Annotated in this window: 10 protein-coding genes, 3 rRNA genes and 2 riboswitches; of the genes, 11 read left to right on the top strand and 2 right to left on the bottom strand. The window is 44.5% G+C overall.

Going from position 1 to position 19,582, the window contains the following annotated elements; all coding sequences use genetic code 11:
- The first annotated feature begins 80 nt into the window (after positions 1-80).
- The 10 genes from V1500_RS02165 to rrf all read left to right on the top strand — a co-directional run bounded on the left by V1500_RS02165 (position 81) and on the right by rrf (position 16,837).
- Positions 81-1,037: an AAA family ATPase gene (locus tag V1500_RS02165; RefSeq protein WP_409304003.1), complete on the top strand. Its 957-nt coding sequence runs from the start codon at positions 81-83 to the stop codon at positions 1,035-1,037.
- A complete protein-coding gene (locus V1500_RS02170) occupies positions 1,037-2,254 on the top strand; it encodes a DUF58 domain-containing protein (protein ID WP_409304004.1) in 1,218 nt (405 codons plus the stop codon). Before V1500_RS02165 ends, V1500_RS02170 begins: the two co-directional genes overlap by 1 nt.
- On the top strand, positions 2,251-4,446 hold the full coding sequence (locus V1500_RS02175) for a DUF4129 domain-containing transglutaminase family protein (RefSeq protein WP_409304005.1): 2,196 nt from the start codon (positions 2,251-2,253) through the stop codon (positions 4,444-4,446). Before V1500_RS02170 ends, V1500_RS02175 begins: the two co-directional genes overlap by 4 nt.
- A gap of 127 nt (positions 4,447-4,573) precedes the next feature.
- Positions 4,574-4,675: riboswitch (purine riboswitch) on the top strand.
- Positions 4,676-4,799: 124 nt separating this feature from the next.
- On the top strand, positions 4,800-6,371 hold the full coding sequence (gene guaA, locus V1500_RS02180; protein ID WP_409304006.1) for a glutamine-hydrolyzing GMP synthase: 1,572 nt from the start codon (positions 4,800-4,802) through the stop codon (positions 6,369-6,371).
- A 91-nt stretch (positions 6,372-6,462) separates the two neighbouring features.
- A riboswitch (purine riboswitch) is annotated at positions 6,463-6,564 on the top strand.
- 103 nt (positions 6,565-6,667) lie between these two features.
- Positions 6,668-7,999, top strand: a complete 1,332-nt coding sequence (locus V1500_RS02185; RefSeq protein WP_409304007.1) for an NCS2 family permease — start codon at positions 6,668-6,670, stop codon at positions 7,997-7,999.
- Between the two features lie 156 nt (positions 8,000-8,155).
- A complete protein-coding gene (glcT, locus tag V1500_RS02190) occupies positions 8,156-8,998 on the top strand; it encodes a glucose PTS transporter transcription antiterminator GlcT (RefSeq protein ID WP_409304008.1) in 843 nt (280 codons plus the stop codon).
- 182 nt (positions 8,999-9,180) lie between these two features.
- Positions 9,181-11,250, top strand: a complete 2,070-nt coding sequence (gene ptsG, locus V1500_RS02195; protein WP_409304009.1) for a glucose-specific PTS transporter subunit IIBC — start codon at positions 9,181-9,183, stop codon at positions 11,248-11,250.
- A 439-nt stretch (positions 11,251-11,689) separates the two neighbouring features.
- A 16S ribosomal RNA gene (locus V1500_RS02200) occupies positions 11,690-13,239 on the top strand.
- Between the two features lie 345 nt (positions 13,240-13,584).
- Positions 13,585-16,530, top strand: a 23S ribosomal RNA gene (locus V1500_RS02205).
- Positions 16,531-16,720: 190 nt separating this feature from the next.
- Positions 16,721-16,837: ribosomal RNA gene (rrf, locus tag V1500_RS02210) — 5S ribosomal RNA — on the top strand.
- Together the 16S, 23S and 5S rRNA genes form the textbook arrangement of a ribosomal RNA operon.
- 454 nt (positions 16,838-17,291) lie before the next feature.
- On the opposite strand, the gene V1500_RS02215 is transcribed toward rrf, so the two are convergent.
- On the bottom strand, positions 17,292-18,167 hold the full coding sequence (locus V1500_RS02215; RefSeq protein ID WP_409305893.1) for an IS3 family transposase: 876 nt from the start codon (positions 18,165-18,167) through the stop codon (positions 17,292-17,294).
- Entirely contained in the window at positions 18,164-18,457 is a 294-nt protein-coding gene (locus V1500_RS02220; protein ID WP_409300131.1) for a transposase, read from the bottom strand. The genes V1500_RS02215 and V1500_RS02220 overlap by 4 nt, the downstream gene beginning before the upstream one ends.
- A gap of 881 nt (positions 18,458-19,338) precedes the next feature.
- Between V1500_RS02220 and V1500_RS02225 the strand changes: the two genes are divergently transcribed.
- Positions 19,339-19,545, top strand: coding sequence for an NETI motif-containing protein (locus V1500_RS02225; RefSeq protein ID WP_409304010.1), 207 nt, complete (start codon positions 19,339-19,341; stop codon positions 19,543-19,545).
- The last annotated feature ends 37 nt before the right edge of the window (positions 19,546-19,582 follow it).

Consider the following 19,582-nt stretch of genomic DNA (forward strand, 5'->3'; position numbering starts at 1 on the left):
ATTTTGGAGGATTTTGTAAGGGGCATAGCGAATATTTAAAAGATAACTTTTAACTTAAAACACAATCCCAGGAGGGCCAGATGATATACGAAACGAAGCAGCCTAAACTAGAAATGATTCTGCGTAACATTGAAAAGGTGATCATTGGAAAGAGAGATATTGCAGAGCTTAGCCTCGTCGCATTGCTTGCTGAAGGGCATGTGCTGCTTGAGGATGTGCCGGGTGTCGGCAAGACTATGATGGTCCGTGCCCTGGCTAAGTCCATTAGTGCGAGCTTTAAACGGATTCAGTTTACCCCCGACCTATTGCCCTCCGACGTAACCGGTGTCTCCATCTTCAATCCGAAGGAGCAGGAATTTATCTTTCGTGCAGGCCCTATTATGGGAAATATCATTTTGGCAGATGAAATTAACCGCACATCCCCTAAGACCCAATCCGCTCTGCTAGAGGGAATGGAGGAAGCGAGTGTAACCGTAGATGGAGTAACAAGGACGCTCGATAGACCGTTTTTTGTAATGGCTACCCAGAACCCGATTGAATACGAAGGGACATACCCGCTTCCGGAAGCTCAGCTGGACCGTTTTCTATTAAAGATAAAAATGGGCTATCCAGAGCTTGCTGAGGAGATTGAGGTCTTAACTCGCGCGCAAAAAGTTCCCCCCATCGAGGAGCTGGACCCCGTGATTACTCTCCAGGAATTGCGGGAACTGCAGCAGGAAGTGAAAAATGTCCATGTTGAAGATTCAATTAAAAGGTATATTGTGGAGCTAGCCAGGCGTACTCGGAATCACAACAGTGTATATCTGGGAGCCAGCCCAAGGGGTTCGATTGCACTGATGAAAGCGGCACAGGCGTTTGCCTTTCTGAATGGACGGGATTATGTGCTTCCTGATGATGTCCAGTACTTGGCCCCAACCGTGTTCAGCCATCGTATTATCCTTAAATCGGAGGCTAAATATGAAGGGATGACTGCTGAAACAGTTATCAATGAAATTATGCTCAAGATTCCAGTTCCTGTTAAAAGGCTTGTGAAGTAATGAAGAGGATTGCTTTTACTAGCGGCTGGAAATCTTCTGTGAAATTGGCGGGCCTTTGCGGATTGATTGCTGCCACCTTTGTTTTTGCGATGTTCCAGGGGGGCTTTGTCAGTTGGTTTCTGTTTGCAAGCTTTCTTCCATTTGCTATTTATTCCATTGCCTTGTCTTTTTATTCCATCCATGATTTTACGGTGGACAGGATTGTCAGCAAAAGTGAATTCAGGGCGGGAGATAATTTGGAAGTAGAGCTAAATATTCAGAGGAAAATACCCTTTCCCTTGTATTATTTACTTATAGAGGAACAGCTTCCAGAGAAACTTGAAAAGAATACCTCCGCAAAGAAAAAAATCCTGGTGTTTCCATGGTTCAAACGCAATGTGTCCTTGCTGTATACGATCAGTACCCTTCCCCGCGGTGAACATATTCTTAAAAGCGTCCGCATTAAAACGGGTGACTTCCTGGGTCTATTTGAAAAGGAGACAGAGTTTCCCATATATAATAAACTTCTTGTCTTCCCGGCCTATTATGAGCTTCCCTACAGGCAGCTCGATAATCTATTTGACCAGGGGCAGGCTGGAAAAGCAAATCGCCTCCAGCGTGAAAACTCCATTGTAACCGGGGTTCGTGAATATCAGCAAGGAGACCAGTTCTCGTGGATTAACTGGAAGGCTACTGCCAAGAAGAATGATTTTATGACCAAGGAATTTGAGGAACGAAAGAGCCATGACCTGTTCCTTGTGCTGGATGAAACTGCGTCAGAATGTTTTGAAGACATGATATCCTATACTGCATCGTTCGTGCATTCTATCATAAAAAAAGGGATTCAGACTGGTTTTTTTAGCCTTGGGGCAAATGGGGGACAGCCTCTTTCGGTAAAAGGAGGAGAAATGCAGAAACAGAGGATTTTCTATAGCCTGGCCTTAGCAGAAGAAACGGCAGGACCTCCTATAGAGAAGATTGTAGAAACCAATAAACATATGATTCCATCAAGCGCAGCCTTGATTATTGTGACAAGCAGCCTGTCTTATTTCACGATTGAAACGCTTGCCAGTTTTAAAACGAGTCAGCAAATCACCGTATTTTCTATAAAAAATAAATCAGCGCTTACCAGGGAAGAAATCATGTTAAGAGAGGCCTCACTGGCAAGGGGGATAGGGGTAAAATATATTAACAAAGGACAAATTTTGTCCAGCCTTTCAGGGGTGATTGCGCAGTGATACAAGAAACAAGAATGAATCGAAACATGCATGCCCTATTATATATTTTAGCTTTCTTTTTATTATGGGAATGGCTTGGGCCTGTAAAACAGCTCATGGAGTCAAGTAAAACAACTGTGTTTGTTGTTTTTATGGGATTGTCGCTGCTCTTCCATTATCTAAGAATCCGGTTCCTTCTGCGATTTATCGTTTTAACGGGCTATACCCTTTTGGCTGTGCGGCAGCTGTATTATGACCATTCCATTTTTGATCTTACCTGGATTTTTGATTTTGTCGGAAGTCTTTTTGAGAATATTTCATATATGGTAAGTGGGGATTTTAGGGAGTTTAGTTTTGAATTCCAAACGATCTTGGTATTCGTGTTGCTGTGGCTGGTAACATATCTCCTGCATTACTGGATTCGTGTCAAAAAGAATATATTTTTATTTTTCTTGCTGACGGTCATTTATGTCTCTGTGCTTGATACTTTTACTCCGTATGTCGGAACATATGCTATTATCCGGCTTGTAGTCATTGGCTTTTCGATGCTTGGAATTCTGGCGCTTTTCCGTTTGGCGGATGTAGAACGCTTCGCAATTTCTGTTTCGGATCTTCGTAAATGGCTGGTCCCGCTGGCTGTAATGGTGGGATTCAGTTCTTATGTTGGATTAGCGGCACCAAAGCTGGAACCTCAATGGTCGGATCCCGTACCTTTTATAAAGTCATACTCCGATAAGGTCAGCGGAAACGGCACAGGCGGAGGAGTTAATAAGATAGGGTACGATGAGGATGACTCTGCGCTTGGCGGAGGATTTATAGGTGATGATTCCGTCGTATTCCAGGCAAAGGCAACCGAAAAGCATTATTGGAAGGTGGAGCATAAGGACTACTATACAGGAAAAGGATGGGAATACCTTAATCCGGATGAAGAGTTTACACAATTTAACGACGGCGAGCAGACAAACTTTTCCGCTTATAGTCCGGATGTAAAAACAACGGAGGAAACTGCGGAAGTCACAGTAAGCGAGCTGCACCGTCATGTGGTTTATCCTGAGCCTTTGGGGATTACTAAATTAACCACTTCAAATGGCTCCATGTTCCGCTACTATTTACAATCGGAACGAATCACGGCCCATAATTATGCGGGTAATTCGAGAAGGCTTAAACAATACAAAATAGAATATCAAATTCCAAGTTTTGATACGGAGGAATTAAAAAAGGTTAAAAGCCTGGATGAGCTGCCTCCTGGCCAACTAATGGAGAAATACCTTCAACTGCCTGAACAGCTCCCTGCACGGGTGAGGCAGCTGGCTGAAGAAATAACGTCGGGAAAGACCAATTGGTACGATAAGGCGAAGGCCGTTGAGGATTACTTTGATGGAGGACAGTTTGTCTATGATCAGAATGACATTCCATATCCATCTGCTGAACAAGACTATGTAGACCAGTTTTTATTTGAAACCATGAGAGGTTATTGTGACAATTTCTCCACTTCCATGGTAGTCCTTCTGCGTTCGGCAGGTATTCCCGCCAGATGGGTGAAAGGATATACATCCGGAGATGAGGTTCTGATAGGCAGTGACAGAGTGTACCAGGTAACGAATAACAATGCCCATTCATGGGTGGAGGTATATTTCCCGAATGCTGGTTGGGTGCCTTTTGAACCTACGAAGGGATATACCAATCAAGCAATTTTTGTATCTTCAAGCACGGCTGACGCGGGAGGGACAATCGGACCTGACGAAGAACCGCCTGTGCGAGATATAAAAAAACCGGAAACCGATCAGGCTGAGGTGGACAAGGCTGCTGTCGGCAGTTCATTGGAACAGAAGAACTGGTTTGCAGAAAACCGTAAGATCATCATCTTTTCGGTAATCATATTGACCGTCGCTGCTCTAATTTTCTATAGAACAAGGAGAAAGTGGCTGCCTAAGCTGATTATCCTCATTTATAGCAGGAATCAGGATGACAAGGCATTTGAGAAGGCATATTCCATTCTGTTGAAACAGCTGAAAAGAAGCGGGTTAAAACGGCCTGAAGGCCAGACATTGAGAGAATATGCAGATTATATAGATACGTATTTCTTTACCAATGAGATGAAGCAGCTTACCCAAAGCTATGAAAGATCTATATACCGCGGGGATTCAGCAACTCAGGAATGGCAAAAGAGCCGAAAATTATGGGAAAATTTAATTAAAACGACAGCCTCTTGACCAAATTTTCGATTTGTTGTTACAATGAGATTAACGACAATGTTCATCATTTTTCTACAAATACATGGTCTATTGCCATATGTTTGAGGAATGGATGTCATATCTGTTTTCGCAATTACATCCATAATAAAAATTTGCATTTCACCTTCATATATCCTCGATAATATGGATCGAAAGTATCTACCGGACTACCGTAAATGGTCTGACTATGAAGGCAGGGTTTATTTGGTTTACCAACTAGGATTCTGCTTTTATATTGAAGCAGGGTTCTAGTTTTTTTTGTGTTAATCAGCCAATTAAGACAAATAATAGTTTTATCCAACTCCCGCTCTACTTTTGGAGCGGGTGAATATATGATTGAGGTGACCGCAGTGCCGGGGAAACAAGAGTTGCAACACCAGGAAATGATTGTTGTTCTTGACTTTGGAAGTCAGTATAATCAGCTAATTACGCGGAGGATCCGTGAGTTCGGGGTTTACAGTGAATTGCATCCGCATACTATTACTGCCGAGGAAATCAAAGAGATGAATCCATCTGGAATTATTTTTTCAGGCGGGCCGAACAGCGTTTATGATGCTTCCGCGTTTGGATGTGATGAGCGCATATTCGAAATGGGACTTCCTATTTTGGGGATTTGCTATGGGATGCAGTTAATGACCAAGCATTTTGGAGGCAGAGTAGAGCCTGCCAAAAACCGTGAATACGGAAAAGCCGCTTTAACTGTACAAAGTAACTCTTTACTTTTCAAGAATCTCCCTGAAGAGCAAATCGTTTGGATGAGCCACGGAGATTTAGTTGTAGAAGCGCCAGAAGGGTTTACGGTGGCAGGTACAAACCCGCACTGTCCTATCGCGGCTATGAGCGATGAATCACGAGGTCTTTATGCTGTACAATTCCACCCGGAGGTCCGTCATTCTGTATATGGAATTGAGATGTTAAAAAACTTTGTATTCGGGATCTGTGAATGCAAGGGTGATTGGTCGATGGAAAACTTCATTGAAATCGAAATGGAAAAAATCCGCCAGTCCGTAGGGAATAAGAAAGTATTATGTGCATTGAGCGGCGGAGTGGATTCTTCAGTTGTTGCGGTTTTGATCCATAAAGCCATCGGCGACCAGCTAACATGCATTTTTGTTGATCATGGTCTTCTGCGCAAGGGTGAAGCTGACAGTGTAATGAAAACATTCAGTGAAGGCTTCAATATGAATGTTATAAAGGTGGATGCGAAAGATCGCTTCCTTAACAAACTTGCAGGAGTATCAGACCCGGAGGAAAAGCGAAAGATCATTGGCAATGAATTCATTTATGTGTTTGATGACGAGGCTGCAAAGCTTGAGGGCATTGACTTCCTTGCTCAAGGTACATTATATACAGATATCATAGAGAGCGGTACAGCGACTGCCCAAACCATAAAATCCCATCACAACGTCGGCGGGCTTCCTGAGGATATGCAGTTTAAACTCATTGAACCTTTAAATACACTGTTCAAGGATGAAGTGCGCGCTCTTGGTACTGAGCTGGGCATTTCGGATGAGGTTGTGTGGAGACAGCCGTTCCCAGGACCGGGACTTGGCATCAGGGTTCTTGGTGAAATAACAGAAGAAAAGTTAGAAATTGTACGGGAATCGGATTATATTCTTCGAGAAGAAATAAAAAAAGCGGGGCTGGAACGGGAAATCTGGCAGTACTTCACAGTTCTTCCTGATATCAGAAGTGTAGGAGTTATGGGAGATGCCCGGACTTATGATTATACGATCGGGATTCGTGCTGTGACATCCATTGATGGAATGACATCGGATTGGGCTCGTATTCCATGGGATGTTCTGGAAGTTATTTCCACCAGGATCGTTAACGAAGTGAGCCATGTAAACCGGGTAGTTTATGACATTACCAGCAAGCCGCCTGCAACTATTGAATGGGAATAAATACGAACATTAAATTAAAAAAATAAAAAAATATTCGTGATTAGTATTGACTATCCCTATCCAATTTGGTACTATAGTCATATAATCAATGAATAATTTAATCAAATTTCGTCGTATAATATTGGGGATATGGCCCAAAAGTTTCTACCAGGCTGCCGTTAACAGCTTGACTACGATGTTGGCATTTTGGGAGATTCCCTTTATGGTATTTCTTCCTTATTGTCCATTCATCATGTCAAGCTCCGTTCGGTAGGAACGGGGCTTTTCCTTATTTTATTCGATGCGGAGGGATAGGAATGCAAAAATATTTTCAGTTCGATGAACTCGGCACGAATTACCGCCGGGAATTTATTGGGGGAATAACAACCTTTTTATCCATGGCTTATATACTGATTGTCAATCCGCTGACATTGACATTAGGCAGCGTAAAGGATCTGCCGGATGCATTAAGGATGGATTATGGTGCAGTGTTTGTGGCTACCGCGTTAGCTGCCGCCATTGGATCGATTTTAATGGGCCTCATTGCAAGGTATCCTATTGCGCTTGCACCTGGAATGGGCTTGAATGCATTCTTCGCCTATACAGTTGTATTGCAATACGGGATCGCATGGCAGACTGCTTTGACTGGTGTGCTGATTTCAGGTATTATCTTTGTGTTATTGACTCTCTCAGGTATCCGCGAAAAAATAATTAATGCGATTCCCGTGGAATTAAAATATGCAGTCAGTGCCGGGATTGGATTATTTATTACATTTGTCGGTTTCCAGAGTGTTGGAATCATCGTGAATAATGATGCTGTTTTAGTTGGTCTTGGTGACTTAACCAAGGGAAATACTTTATTGGCTGTTTTCGGAATTATTGTAACTGTTATTCTTTTGACTAGAGGCGTTCATGCAGGGATTTTTATTGGAATGGTAGTAACTGCGATTGCCGGGATGATCTTTGGTTTAATTGATGCACCATCCAAGGTTGTTGGTGCTGTACCAAGTCTTGCTCCTACATTTGGGGCAGCCTTTGACGCTTTTGCGGACCCGGGTCAATTGTTCTCTGGACAGATTCTAGTTGTTATTTTAACTTTCCTTTTTGTAGCATTCTTTGATACAGCGGGTACTCTTGTGGGGGTTGCCACACAAGCAGGATTAATGAAGGGGAATGAGCTCCCTCGAGTAGGGAAAGGATTATTTGCAGATTCCCTTTCCATAGTGTTTGGAGCTATCTTGGGAACTTCAACTACTACATCTTACGTAGAATCTGCAGCAGGTGTTGGAGCAGGTGCACGTACAGGTTTTGCAGCAATCGTGACAGGCATACTGTTTGTCTTATCATTGTTCTTCTTCCCGCTTCTTGAAGTGGTTACATCGGCCGTAACAGCTCCGGCTCTTATTGTAGTAGGTGTACTAATGGTATCTTCATTGAAGAATATTGAGTGGGACAGATTCGAAGTAGCAGTACCGGCATTTTTTACAGTCTTGGCAATGCCTCTGACATACAGTATCGCAACAGGTATCGCAATGGGCTTTGTGTTTTACCCAATCACGATGATCATGAAGGGCAAAGCGAAAGAAATTCATCCTATCATGTACTTCTTGTGTGTAGTATTTATCCTATACTTCATATTTTTGGTATAATAAAATGGTCAAAAAAAGGGACTCAGTCAAACGAGTCCCTTTTTTGGTTTAGTGGTCTCATATCGCTGAAATATCGCTTCCACTTTACTTACATGTATTATCCATATATTATTTTGTAGTGGAGCATTTAATTCTGCCAACGAAGAGGTATGTACTATGTCTGCTTTTATTGTAAGAAAAGTGCTGAATAACAACGTGGTCATAGCCAATCATCCTTTGTATGGTGAGGTGATTCTCATCGGAAAAGGGATTGGTTTCTCCCGAAAAAAAGATGATGAGATTGCCGTGGAGCTTGCTGAAAAAATGTTCGTGCTAAAGAATCAGCAAGAGCAGGAAAATTATAAAAAACTCCTGCCCCAGCTGGACGAAGAAACACAGACGGCGATTATTGAAGCAATCCAGCATATTAGCAGGCGGGTAACAGGGCAATTAAACGAGCACATCCATGTAGGTTTAACAGACCATTTAATATTTTCAATCAATCGATTGATTAACGGTTTGGAAATTAAGAATCCTTTTCTCGTCGAGACAATCAATCTCTATCCCTTTGAGTATGAAGTGGCACGAGAAGTCGTGGAAATAATAAAAGAAAAAACAGGATTCGGACTTCCTGATGGAGAGGTAGGTTTCATCGCTCTTCATATTCATAGTGCCATGACTAACAAAGCACTGGCCGAAATCAATCAGCACTCCCAGTTAGTGACTCGGATGCTGGATGTAATCGAGGAACAGCTGGACATAAGGATCAATAAAGACAGCATTGATTATATGCGGCTTGTCCGGCATTTGCGCTTTGCTATAGACCGGATCCTGACAGGTGAGAAGGTGGAAGAGCCAGAAAGTATATCTTTATTATTGAAAGAAACCTATCCGGTATGCTATACTCTTTCGTGGAAACTGATTAAGATCATGCAGCAGGTATTACAGAAACCGGTTTACGATGCAGAGGCCGTATACCTGACTATGCATTTACAGCGTTTACAAAAGAAAAGTAAATAACCGTAACCTTTACGTGTTACTGATTCGATCAGGCATAAGTGAAGAAGGGTAATTAAAAGTAGTCAACAGTGGGTATATTATATCCATCTACCTATTTTTAGTCCTTTTTCCTTATGCCTTTTTATTTTGTCTGTTTGATGTAAACGCTTCATCAGTTTAAAAAAAATTGGAGGTTGGTTGCCTTGTTCAAAAAGTTGTTTGGCGTTTTACAAAAGGTTGGTAGAGCCTTGATGCTTCCTGTTGCCATCCTGCCTGCTGCAGGTATTTTGCTGGCGTTTGGTAATGCGCTGCAAAATCCGACTTTGATTGACCTTGCGCCATTCCTAAACAATAGCGGCGTAGAGATGGTCGCTTCTGTCATGGAAAACGCAGGAAGTATCATATTCGGAAATCTGGCATTGTTATTTGCTGTAGGGGTAGCAATTGGTTTAGCTGGTGGAGATGGTGTTGCCGGATTGGCTGCTATCATCGGATTCCTGATTATGAATGTAACAATGGGTACTGTTTTGGGCATCGATGCCAATGATTTAAAGGACAGTATGGAATATACAAGCGTCTTAGGTATACCAACATTGTCGACCGGTGTATTCGGCGGTATTATCGTCGGTATTATTGCAGCAGCAATGTATAACAGATTCTTTGAAATTGAATTGCCTTCTTATTTAGGATTCTTTGCCGGAAAGCGGTTTGTACCGATCATTACAGCAGCAAGCGCAGTAATCCTTGGGTTGATTATGATTGTGATATGGCCTCCAATCCAGCACGGATTGAATACTTTTTCGGAAAATATGCTTGGAGCGAACCTTACTCTTTCAGCATTTATCTTCGGTTTAATTGAAAGATCATTAATTCCTTTTGGTTTGCACCATATTTTCTATTCCCCATTCTGGTTTGAGTTTGGTCGTTATACCAATGAAGCCGGTGAAGTCGTTAAAGGGGACCAGGCCATTTTTATGGCACAAATTAAAGATGGCGTACAAAATTTAACCGCCGGAACATTTATGACAGGGAAGTTCCCATTTATGATGTTTGGTCTTCCTGCAGCTGCTTTGGCGATCTATCATGAAGCTCGCCCGGAACGAAAGAAGGTTGTCGGGGGCCTAATGGCATCAGCTGCATTGACTTCTTTCCTGACTGGTATTACAGAACCACTTGAATTTTCATTCCTTTTCGTAGCACCTGTATTATTTGGTATTCATGCGATCTTTGCGGGTCTTTCTTTTATGACCATGCATCTGTTGAACGTGAAAATTGGTATGACCTTCTCTGGAGGATTGATTGACTATATCCTGTTTGGGCTGATCAACCCTCAGACAAATGCATGGCTGGTAATCCCAGTAGGTTTAGTGTTTGCGGTAATTTACTACTTTGGTTTCCGTTTTGCAATCAGAAAGTTCAACTTAGCGACACCTGGCCGTGAAGCAGAAGTTAATAATGAAGAAGATCAAGCTGCTGACACACCTAAAGGAGGAAGCCTTGCTGGGGATATCCTTCAGGCAATGGGTGGCCAGGAAAATATCGCTCATCTTGATGCATGTATCACACGACTTCGTGTATCTGTGAATGATGTGAAAGAAGTAGATAAAGACAGATTGAAAAAGCTTGGTGCTGCCGGAGTACTGGAAGTTGGAAATAATATTCAGGCTATCTTTGGACCGCGCTCCGAGACAATTAAAGGACAAATGAAAGATATCATGGCCGGCAAGAAACCAAGAACGGTCGAAGCCTCACAGGAAAAAGAAGTGCAGAAAAATGTCGAGGCTGTTAATCCGGAAGCCCTTCGTAATGAAAACATTGCAGAAGAAACAATAGTGTCTCCAATTAGAGGAGAAATCAAGCCGTTAAGCGAAGTGCCAGATCCGGTGTTTGCTGAAAAAATGATGGGCGACGGATTTGCAATCGTACCGGCAGAGGGAACAGTGGTCTCTCCTGTAGATGGAAAAATTGTAAATGTATTCCCTACTAAGCATGCCATTGGCATTGAATCTAACAGCGGCCGTGAAATACTGATTCACTTTGGAATCGATACGGTCAAATTAGAAGGAAAAGGGTTTGAAAGCCTAGTTTCTCAAGGGGATAACGTAGTGAAGGGACAGCCTTTATTGAAAGTAGACCTTGATTATGTGGCTGGGAATGCCAGATCTACTATAACTCCAATTATCTTTACGAACCTTACAGAAGGACAAGAAGTGAAGATTGAGAAGTCTGGTTCGGTAAACCTTCAAGAGGAAGACATTATTTCTATTAAATAAATGATTGGTTTTGCTCTCAGCCCCTTTTGGTTATCTCGAGGTAACCAAAAGGGGCTTTTTAGTAACTTGGTTTATAAGATATTAGTACAATAAATTTGCTTCGAAATGCCCCTGCGTTCTCCAAACTCCCTGAACATTTTTTCAATTATTTTCCATATTTATTTTCCTGGATTCTCGTTGACTTGTTAAAGTGGGGATGCTACTATATGTAATACACACGAGATAATCACCTTCAACAAATATTAATTAAAAAACTTGTTGACGAAAAGATTTGTGTGTGATATATTAATAAAGTCGCTTCTGAGAGAAACGACATTGAGATTGCTCTTTGAAAACTGAACAAAACAAGCGCCAGATTCTTATTTCTTCTAGGAGAAATAAGACGTCTAAATAATAGTGAGTACACACTGAAAAAACAAAAATGAGCAAGTCAGACATTTCTTCGGAGAGTTTGATCCTGGCTCAGGACGAACGCTGGCGGCGTGCCTAATACATGCAAGTCGAGCGGACAGAAGGGAGCTTGCTCCCGGAAGTCAGCGGCGGACGGGTGAGTAACACGTGGGCAACCTGCCTGTAAGACTGGGATAACTTCGGGAAACCGGAGCTAATACCGGATAGGTTCTTCCCCCGCATGGGGGAAGATGGAAAGACGGTTTCGGCTGTCACTTACAGATGGGCCCGCGGCGCATTAGCTAGTTGGTGGGGTAATGGCCCACCAAGGCGACGATGCGTAGCCGACCTGAGAGGGTGATCGGCCACACTGGGACTGAGACACGGCCCAGACTCCTACGGGAGGCAGCAGTAGGGAATCTTCCGCAATGGACGAAAGTCTGACGGAGCAACGCCGCGTGAGCGAAGAAGGCCTTCGGGTCGTAAAGCTCTGTTGTCAGGGAAGAACAAGTGCCAGAGTAACTGCTGGCACCTTGACGGTACCTGACCAGAAAGCCACGGCTAACTACGTGCCAGCAGCCGCGGTAATACGTAGGTGGCAAGCGTTGTCCGGAATTATTGGGCGTAAAGCGCGCGCAGGCGGTCCTTTAAGTCTGATGTGAAAGCCCACGGCTCAACCGTGGAGGGTCATTGGAAACTGGGGGACTTGAGTGCAGAAGAGGAGAGTGGAATTCCACGTGTAGCGGTGAAATGCGTAGAGATGTGGAGGAACACCAGTGGCGAAGGCGACTCTCTGGTCTGTAACTGACGCTGAGGCGCGAAAGCGTGGGGAGCGAACAGGATTAGATACCCTGGTAGTCCACGCCGTAAACGATGAGTGCTAAGTGTTAGAGGGTTTCCGCCCTTTAGTGCTGCAGCAAACGCATTAAGCACTCCGCCTGGGGAGTACGGCCGCAAGGCTGAAACTCAAAGGAATTGACGGGGGCCCGCACAAGCGGTGGAGCATGTGGTTTAATTCGAAGCAACGCGAAGAACCTTACCAGGTCTTGACATCCTCTGACTTCCCTAGAGATAGGGCGTTCCCCTTCGGGGGACAGAGTGACAGGTGGTGCATGGTTGTCGTCAGCTCGTGTCGTGAGATGTTGGGTTAAGTCCCGCAACGAGCGCAACCCTTGATCTTAGTTGCCAGCATTCAGTTGGGCACTCTAAGGTGACTGCCGGTGACAAACCGGAGGAAGGTGGGGATGACGTCAAATCATCATGCCCCTTATGACCTGGGCTACACACGTGCTACAATGGATGGTACAAAGGGCAGCGAAGCCGCGAGGCCGAGCCAATCCCATAAAGCCATTCTCAGTTCGGATTGCAGGCTGCAACTCGCCTGCATGAAGCCGGAATCGCTAGTAATCGCGGATCAGCATGCCGCGGTGAATACGTTCCCGGGCCTTGTACACACCGCCCGTCACACCACGAGAGTTTGTAACACCCGAAGTCGGTGAGGTAACCTTTTGGAGCCAGCCGCCTAAGGTGGGACAGATGATTGGGGTGAAGTCGTAACAAGGTAGCCGTATCGGAAGGTGCGGCTGGATCACCTCCTTTCTAAGGATATACAGACGTCAGGCGCTTATGTTTTGTTCAGTTTTGAAAGAAGCAATTCTTTCAAACCAATAATTACCTTACAGTTCTCATGACGAATGTGTTATGATGGGCAAGTCGCTTTCGCGACATAAGGTAATGAACATTGTTCTTTGAAAACTAGATAACAGTAATAAGGCGAATTTTTTGCGTCAATTTTCAAAACACCGAGATGTAAAAACTGATAATTTGTCAGGACCGAGGGATTCGAGGAAGCAATCGAGCGAGCACCGGAGCGTATTACACATACGTGAGGAGTGAGCGAGTGAAGCTGACGAAGAAGGCCGACGGTCATCACAAATTAGCAATGGTTAAGTTAGAAAGGGCGCACGGTGGATGCCTTGGCACTAGGAGCCGATGAAGGACGGGACTAACACCGATATGCTTCGGGGAGCTGTAAGTAAGCTTTGATCCGGAGATTTCCGAATGGGGAAACCCGCTGCCCGTAATGGGGCAGTATCCTTACCTGAATAAATAGGGTATGGAAGGCAGACCCGGGGAACTGAAACATCTAAGTACCCGGAGGAAGAGAAAGCAAACGCGATTTCCTGAGTAGCGGCGAGCGAAACGGAATTAGCCCAAACCAGAAGGCTTGCCTTCTGGGGTTGTAGGACACTCTATATGGAGTTACAAAGGAACGGGGTAGATGAAGAGGCCTGGAAAGGCCCGTCAGAGAAGGTAAAAACCCTGTAGTCGAAACTTCGTTCCCTCCTGAGTGGATCCTGAGTACGGCGGGACACGTGAAATCCCGTCGGAAGCAGGGAGGACCATCTCCCAAGGCTAAATACTCCCTAGTGACCGATAGTGAACCAGTACCGTGAGGGAAAGGTGAAAAGCACCCCGGAAGGGGAGTGAAACAGATCCTGAAACCGTGTGCCTACAAGTAGTCAGAGCCCTATGGTCTTTTTAAGACAACGGGTGATGGCGTGCCTTTTGTAGAATGAACCGGCGAGTTACGATTTCATGCAAGGTTAAGTTGATGAGACGGAGCCGCAGCGAAAGCGAGTCTGAACAGGGCGAATGAGTATGAGGTCGTAGACCCGAAACCAGGTGATCTACCCATGTCCAGGGTGAAGTTCAGGTAACACTGAATGGAGGCCCGAACCCACGCACGTTGAAAAGTGCGGGGATGAGGTGTGGGTAGCGGAGAAATTCCAATCGAACCTGGAGATAGCTGGTTCTCTCCGAAATAGCTTTAGGGCTAGCCTCAGCGTAAGAGTCTTGGAGGTAGAGCACTGATTGGACTAGGGGCCCCCATCGGGTTACCGAATTCAGTCAAACTCCGAATGCCAAAGACTTGTCGCTGGGAGTCAGACTGCGAGTGATAAGATCCGTAGTCGAAAGGGAAACAGCCCAGACCGCCAGCTAAGGTCCCAAAGTATACGTTAAGTGGAAAAGGATGTGGAGTTGCTTAGACAACCAGGATGTTGGCTTAGAAGCAGCCACCATTTAAAGAGTGCGTAATAGCTCACTGGTCGAGTGACTCCGCGCCGAAAATGTACCGGGGCTAAACGTATCACCGAAGCTGCGGATTGACACCGATGGTGTCAGTGGTAGGAGAGCGTTCTAAGGGCGTCGAAGCCAGACCGGAAGGACTGGTGGAGCGCTTAGAAGTGAGAATGCCGGTATGAGTAGCGAAAGAAGGGTGAGAATCCCTTCCACCGAATGCCTAAGGTTTCCTGAGGAAGGCTCGTCCGCTCAGGGTTAGTCGGGACCTAAGCCGAGGCCGAAAGGCGTAGGCGATGGACAACAGGTTGATATTCCTGTACCACCACTTCATCGTTTGAGTGATGGGGGGACGCAGGAGGATAGGGCAAGCGCGCTGTTGGATATGCGCGTCCAAGCAGTCAGGCCGGAAACGAGGCAAATCCCGTTTCCACAAAGGCTGAGCTGTGATGGCGAGGGAAATATAGTACCGAAGTTCCTGATTCCACACTGCCAAGAAAAGCCTCTAGCGAGATGAATGGTGCCCGTACCGCAAACCGACACAGGTAGGCGAGGAGAGAATCCTAAGGTGTTCGAGAGAACTCTCGTTAAGGAACTCGGCAAAATGACCCCGTAACTTCGGGAGAAGGGGTGCTTTTTAGGGTGAATAGCCCGGAAAAGCCGCAGTGAATAGGCCCAGGCGACTGTTTAGCAAAAACACAGGTCTCTGCGAAGCCGCAAGGCGAAGTATAGGGGCTGACGCCTGCCCGGTGCTGGAAGGTTAAGGGGAGAGGTTAGCGTAAGCGAAGCTTTGAACCGAAGCCCCAGTAAACGGCGGCCGTAACTATAACGGTCCTAAGGTAGCGAAATTCCTTGTCGGGTAAGTTCCGACCCGCACGAAAGGCGTAACGATCTGGGCACTGTCTCAACGAGAGACTCGGTGAAATTATAGTACCTGTGAAGATGCAGGTTACCCGCGACAGGACGGAAAGACCCCGTGGAGCTTTACTGCAGCCTGATATTGAATTTTGGTACAGCTTGTACAGGATAGGTAGGAGCCTTTGAAGCCGGAGCGCAAGCTTCGGTGGAGGCGTCGGTGGGATACTACCCTGGCTGTATTGAAATTCTAACCCGCGCCCCTCATCGGGGCGGGAGACAGTGTCAGGCGGGCAGTTTGACTGGGGCGGTCGCCTCCTAAAAGGTAACGGAGGCGCCCAAAGGTTCCCTCAGAATGGTTGGAAATCATTCGCAGAGTGTAAAGGCACAAGGGAGCTTGACTGCGAGACCTACAAGTCGAGCAGGGACGAAAGTCGGGCTTAGTGATCCGGTGGTTCCGCATGGAAGGGCCATCGCTCAACGGATAAAAGCTACCCCGGGGATAACAGGCTTATCTCCCCCAAGAGTCCACATCGACGGGGAGGTTTGGCACCTCGATGTCGGCTCATCGCATCCTGGGGCTGTAGTCGGTCCCAAGGGTTGGGCTGTTCGCCCATTAAAGCGGTACGCGAGCTGGGTTCAGAACGTCGTGAGACAGTTCGGTCCCTATCCGTCGCGGGCGCAGGAAATTTGAGAGGAGCTGTCCTTAGTACGAGAGGACCGGGATGGACGCACCGCTGGTGTACCAGTTGTCTTGCCAAAGGCATCGCTGGGTAGCTATGTGCGGACGGGATAAGTGCTGAAAGCATCTAAGCATGAAGCCCCCCTCAAGATGAGATTTCCCATGGCGCAAGCTGGTAAGATCCCTGAAAGATGATCAGGTTGATAGGTCAGGGGTGGAAGCGTGGTGACACGTGGAGCTGACTGATACTAATAGATCGAGGACTTAACCAAACTGAAAAGCGGAGAAAGCCCGCTTAAACCGATAGGATGTTGGAGCTTCTGGCGGAAAAGACCTAAAGTCTTGCCCAGAAGAAGCGAAACAGCCGTACGGTTTGGCTTTCGCAGCTAGACACAATCATGTTTTGATACGCAAAAACCTTACCTGTTATCTAGTTTTGAAGGAACAACGTTCCTTTATATGTTTGGTGACGATGGCGAAGAGGTCACACCCGTTCCCATTCCGAACACGGAAGTTAAGCTCTTCAGCGCCGATGGTAGTTGGGGGCTCTCCCCCTGTGAGAGTAGGACGTCGCCAAGCAATGATAAGCCAGCCGAAGGCTGGTTTTTTGTTGTTTTAAAATAAACATTGGGAACTTTCCTATGGAGGAAAACCATCAGAAGCAAAATATGTGAACACATAAATACGTAGATGGGGTGGAGCAAGAGTCGAGGTGAGGAATTAGGGCAGAAGTTGTAGCGTCAAATTTTATCTTTTTAGCAAAAATTAGACTGATTTTGTTGCAGAAACCAATCATACCATTATTAGATGAAGTCATATTACATAAAGCATGATGTTATATGGCTAATGATATATATGTATAAACGACATTTTGGACTTTATTGGACTTCAGTCAAGAAAGTGGACAATAGGCTTTGATTTTATTTTGTTCTAAATCTCTAGCGCATTTCGTTTGCTGAAGGTTTCTGAAAGTGATCAGTCAAAAACCTGACTGTTCACTTCATACCCAAATGGTGAAATTATTAGTTATAAACTAGCTTGCGAAACCCATATTTCTCTCGAATTGATTAGGTGAACAGAAGCCTAAAGTCGAGTGTTTCCTTCTTTGGTTATAAAAACTGCTGATGTAGTAATTGATTGCTTTTGTTGCTTCTGCCCGAGACTTAAAACGTCTTCTATAAATTAACTCTTTTTTAATTGTCGCATGAAACGATTCTATGCAGGCATTGTCGTATGGATTGCCTTTTCTGCTCATGCTGATTTTAACGTTAAGTTCCTGCAGCCTCTCCACATACTGGTTAGAACAATACTGGGATCCTCGGTCAGAATGGTGGATTAATTCCTTTGTAGGCTGCCGCGTCAGGAGCGCCATGTTTAAAGCCTGCAGCGGCAGTTCCTTTTTCATATGGGAATCCATGCTCCATCCCACTATTTTTCGGGAAAACAAATCCATCACGGTCGACAAATAAACCCATCCTTCCAGGGTCCAAATGTATGTAATATCTGCTACCCATATCCGATCCCGCGCTTGCGCACGAAATTCTTGATTTAAAAGATTAGGATAAAGGCGCAAATCATGATTGGAATCCGTGGTCACGACAAATCTTTCTTCCGGGATAGCACGCAAACCTAAATCCTTCATGATTCGTGCGACCGTTTTTTTTGAAATCGTATATCCCCATTCGATTAAATCATGATGGACCCTGGGACTTCCATAAGTTCCTTCACTTTCATAGTAAGATTTTTTTATTTTCTGCTGGATTTCTTTCTTGTAAGCCTCTCTTTCGAGGTCGACCCTATCTTTGTTATCTATCCACTTGTAATATCCACTCTTCGATACTTTTAAGACTTTACACATCATCACCACAGTATGTTCATCCCGATGAGCATAGATGAAACTGTAAATTATGCTTGGTTTTTTGTGAAGATGTGCATAGCCTTTTTTAGAATTTCATTTTCCTCTCTTAACTGCTGAATCTCTTTTTCATGCTGTTTTTGTAGTTTTTTAAGTTCTGCAGGTGTTATATATGTCTCTTTTTCTGTCCCGTTTCTTAATTTCTTCTTATATTCACTAACCCACCTGCGAAGAGTGGGATACGGCACTTCCAGCTCGTATGCTACTTCCCGGGCTACCCGGCCCTCCTCAACCACTAATTTAGCTACATATTCTTTAAATTCCGGATCACGATGTTTCCCCACTCTGAACACGTCCTTTTAATAATTATGTTTATTATAAGTTATCTTTTTTACGTGTCCACTTTTTAGACTAACTTGATTATGCTCGATTTTTTGAGTTTAATGCTCGAAATATGAAATTAATACTCGATATTTGCAATTTTATGCTCGAAATCTAAATTTTATGCTCTAACTGCTAATTAAATGTGCAGGACGTCGCCAAGCAAGAACAGACCAGTCGAAAGGCTGGTTTTTTTGTTGCCATATTCGTTAATGAGGACCCCCTTTCCCAAAACCTATTTTTGAGACACTACAACCTGGATAGGAGAAGCAAAGGAATCAGGTTAGGGGGTTAGGAAAGGAAGCAATAGTACGACTCTTTCTAGCAAAAATAGAGATTGGTGAGGAATAATATTGTAATCAGGAAACATAATCACGTCACGAGATGGGGCAAGATGACATATAAGCATGAATTTTCGTTACTTCTCAACTACTTATGATTGGAATTTAAAGATTTGTACGATTGAAGTCTCCCAATATTATATTAGACTCGGACGGCTAACTAAATCTATCCACTGTGGAAGTAAGTGTAAAAAAGTAAAAGGTCAGTATGAAGAAGTTTAGAAGAATAAATAAACAGCTTCAGCTCATATGAATATAAAGTCTCCTTCACTATTTTTTTATACAATTTCCTTTTCTGAACCTTCTCTCATGGGCATTCTCATACCATCATAATACATCACCTGCAGCCTCACATTAGCAAAATGATGATGAACCAAAGAGGCTTCTTTTTTTCGATTTATATGTGTATAGTAAGATAAAATAAAAAGGACAAGATCGACTTATTACGTGTGTTTGATTAATAGGAAAAAGTTAACAACTATATATAGAAGGGATATGAGCAGGTGACTAAGAAAAGTAAGAAGGAGACATTCGAGGTTGCTGAAGGGGAAAGCATTGATCAGTGCCTCAACCGGATAAGAGAAGCAGGATACTTTCCTGTCCGCCGGACGGAGAAACCGGTTTTTGAAGAGAAAATGGTGGATGGGGAAGTGCAATATGAACCTATAGGCAGGCAGATTGTGTTCGAAGCTAAATTGATGGAAACCTAGAAGTAGCATTCCTAAACACGAACAATCGTAGTTCAAT

It is taken from the genome of Peribacillus sedimenti, assembly GCF_046237635.1.
Taxonomy (GTDB): Bacteria; Bacillota; Bacilli; order Bacillales; family DSM-1321; genus Peribacillus; species Peribacillus sedimenti.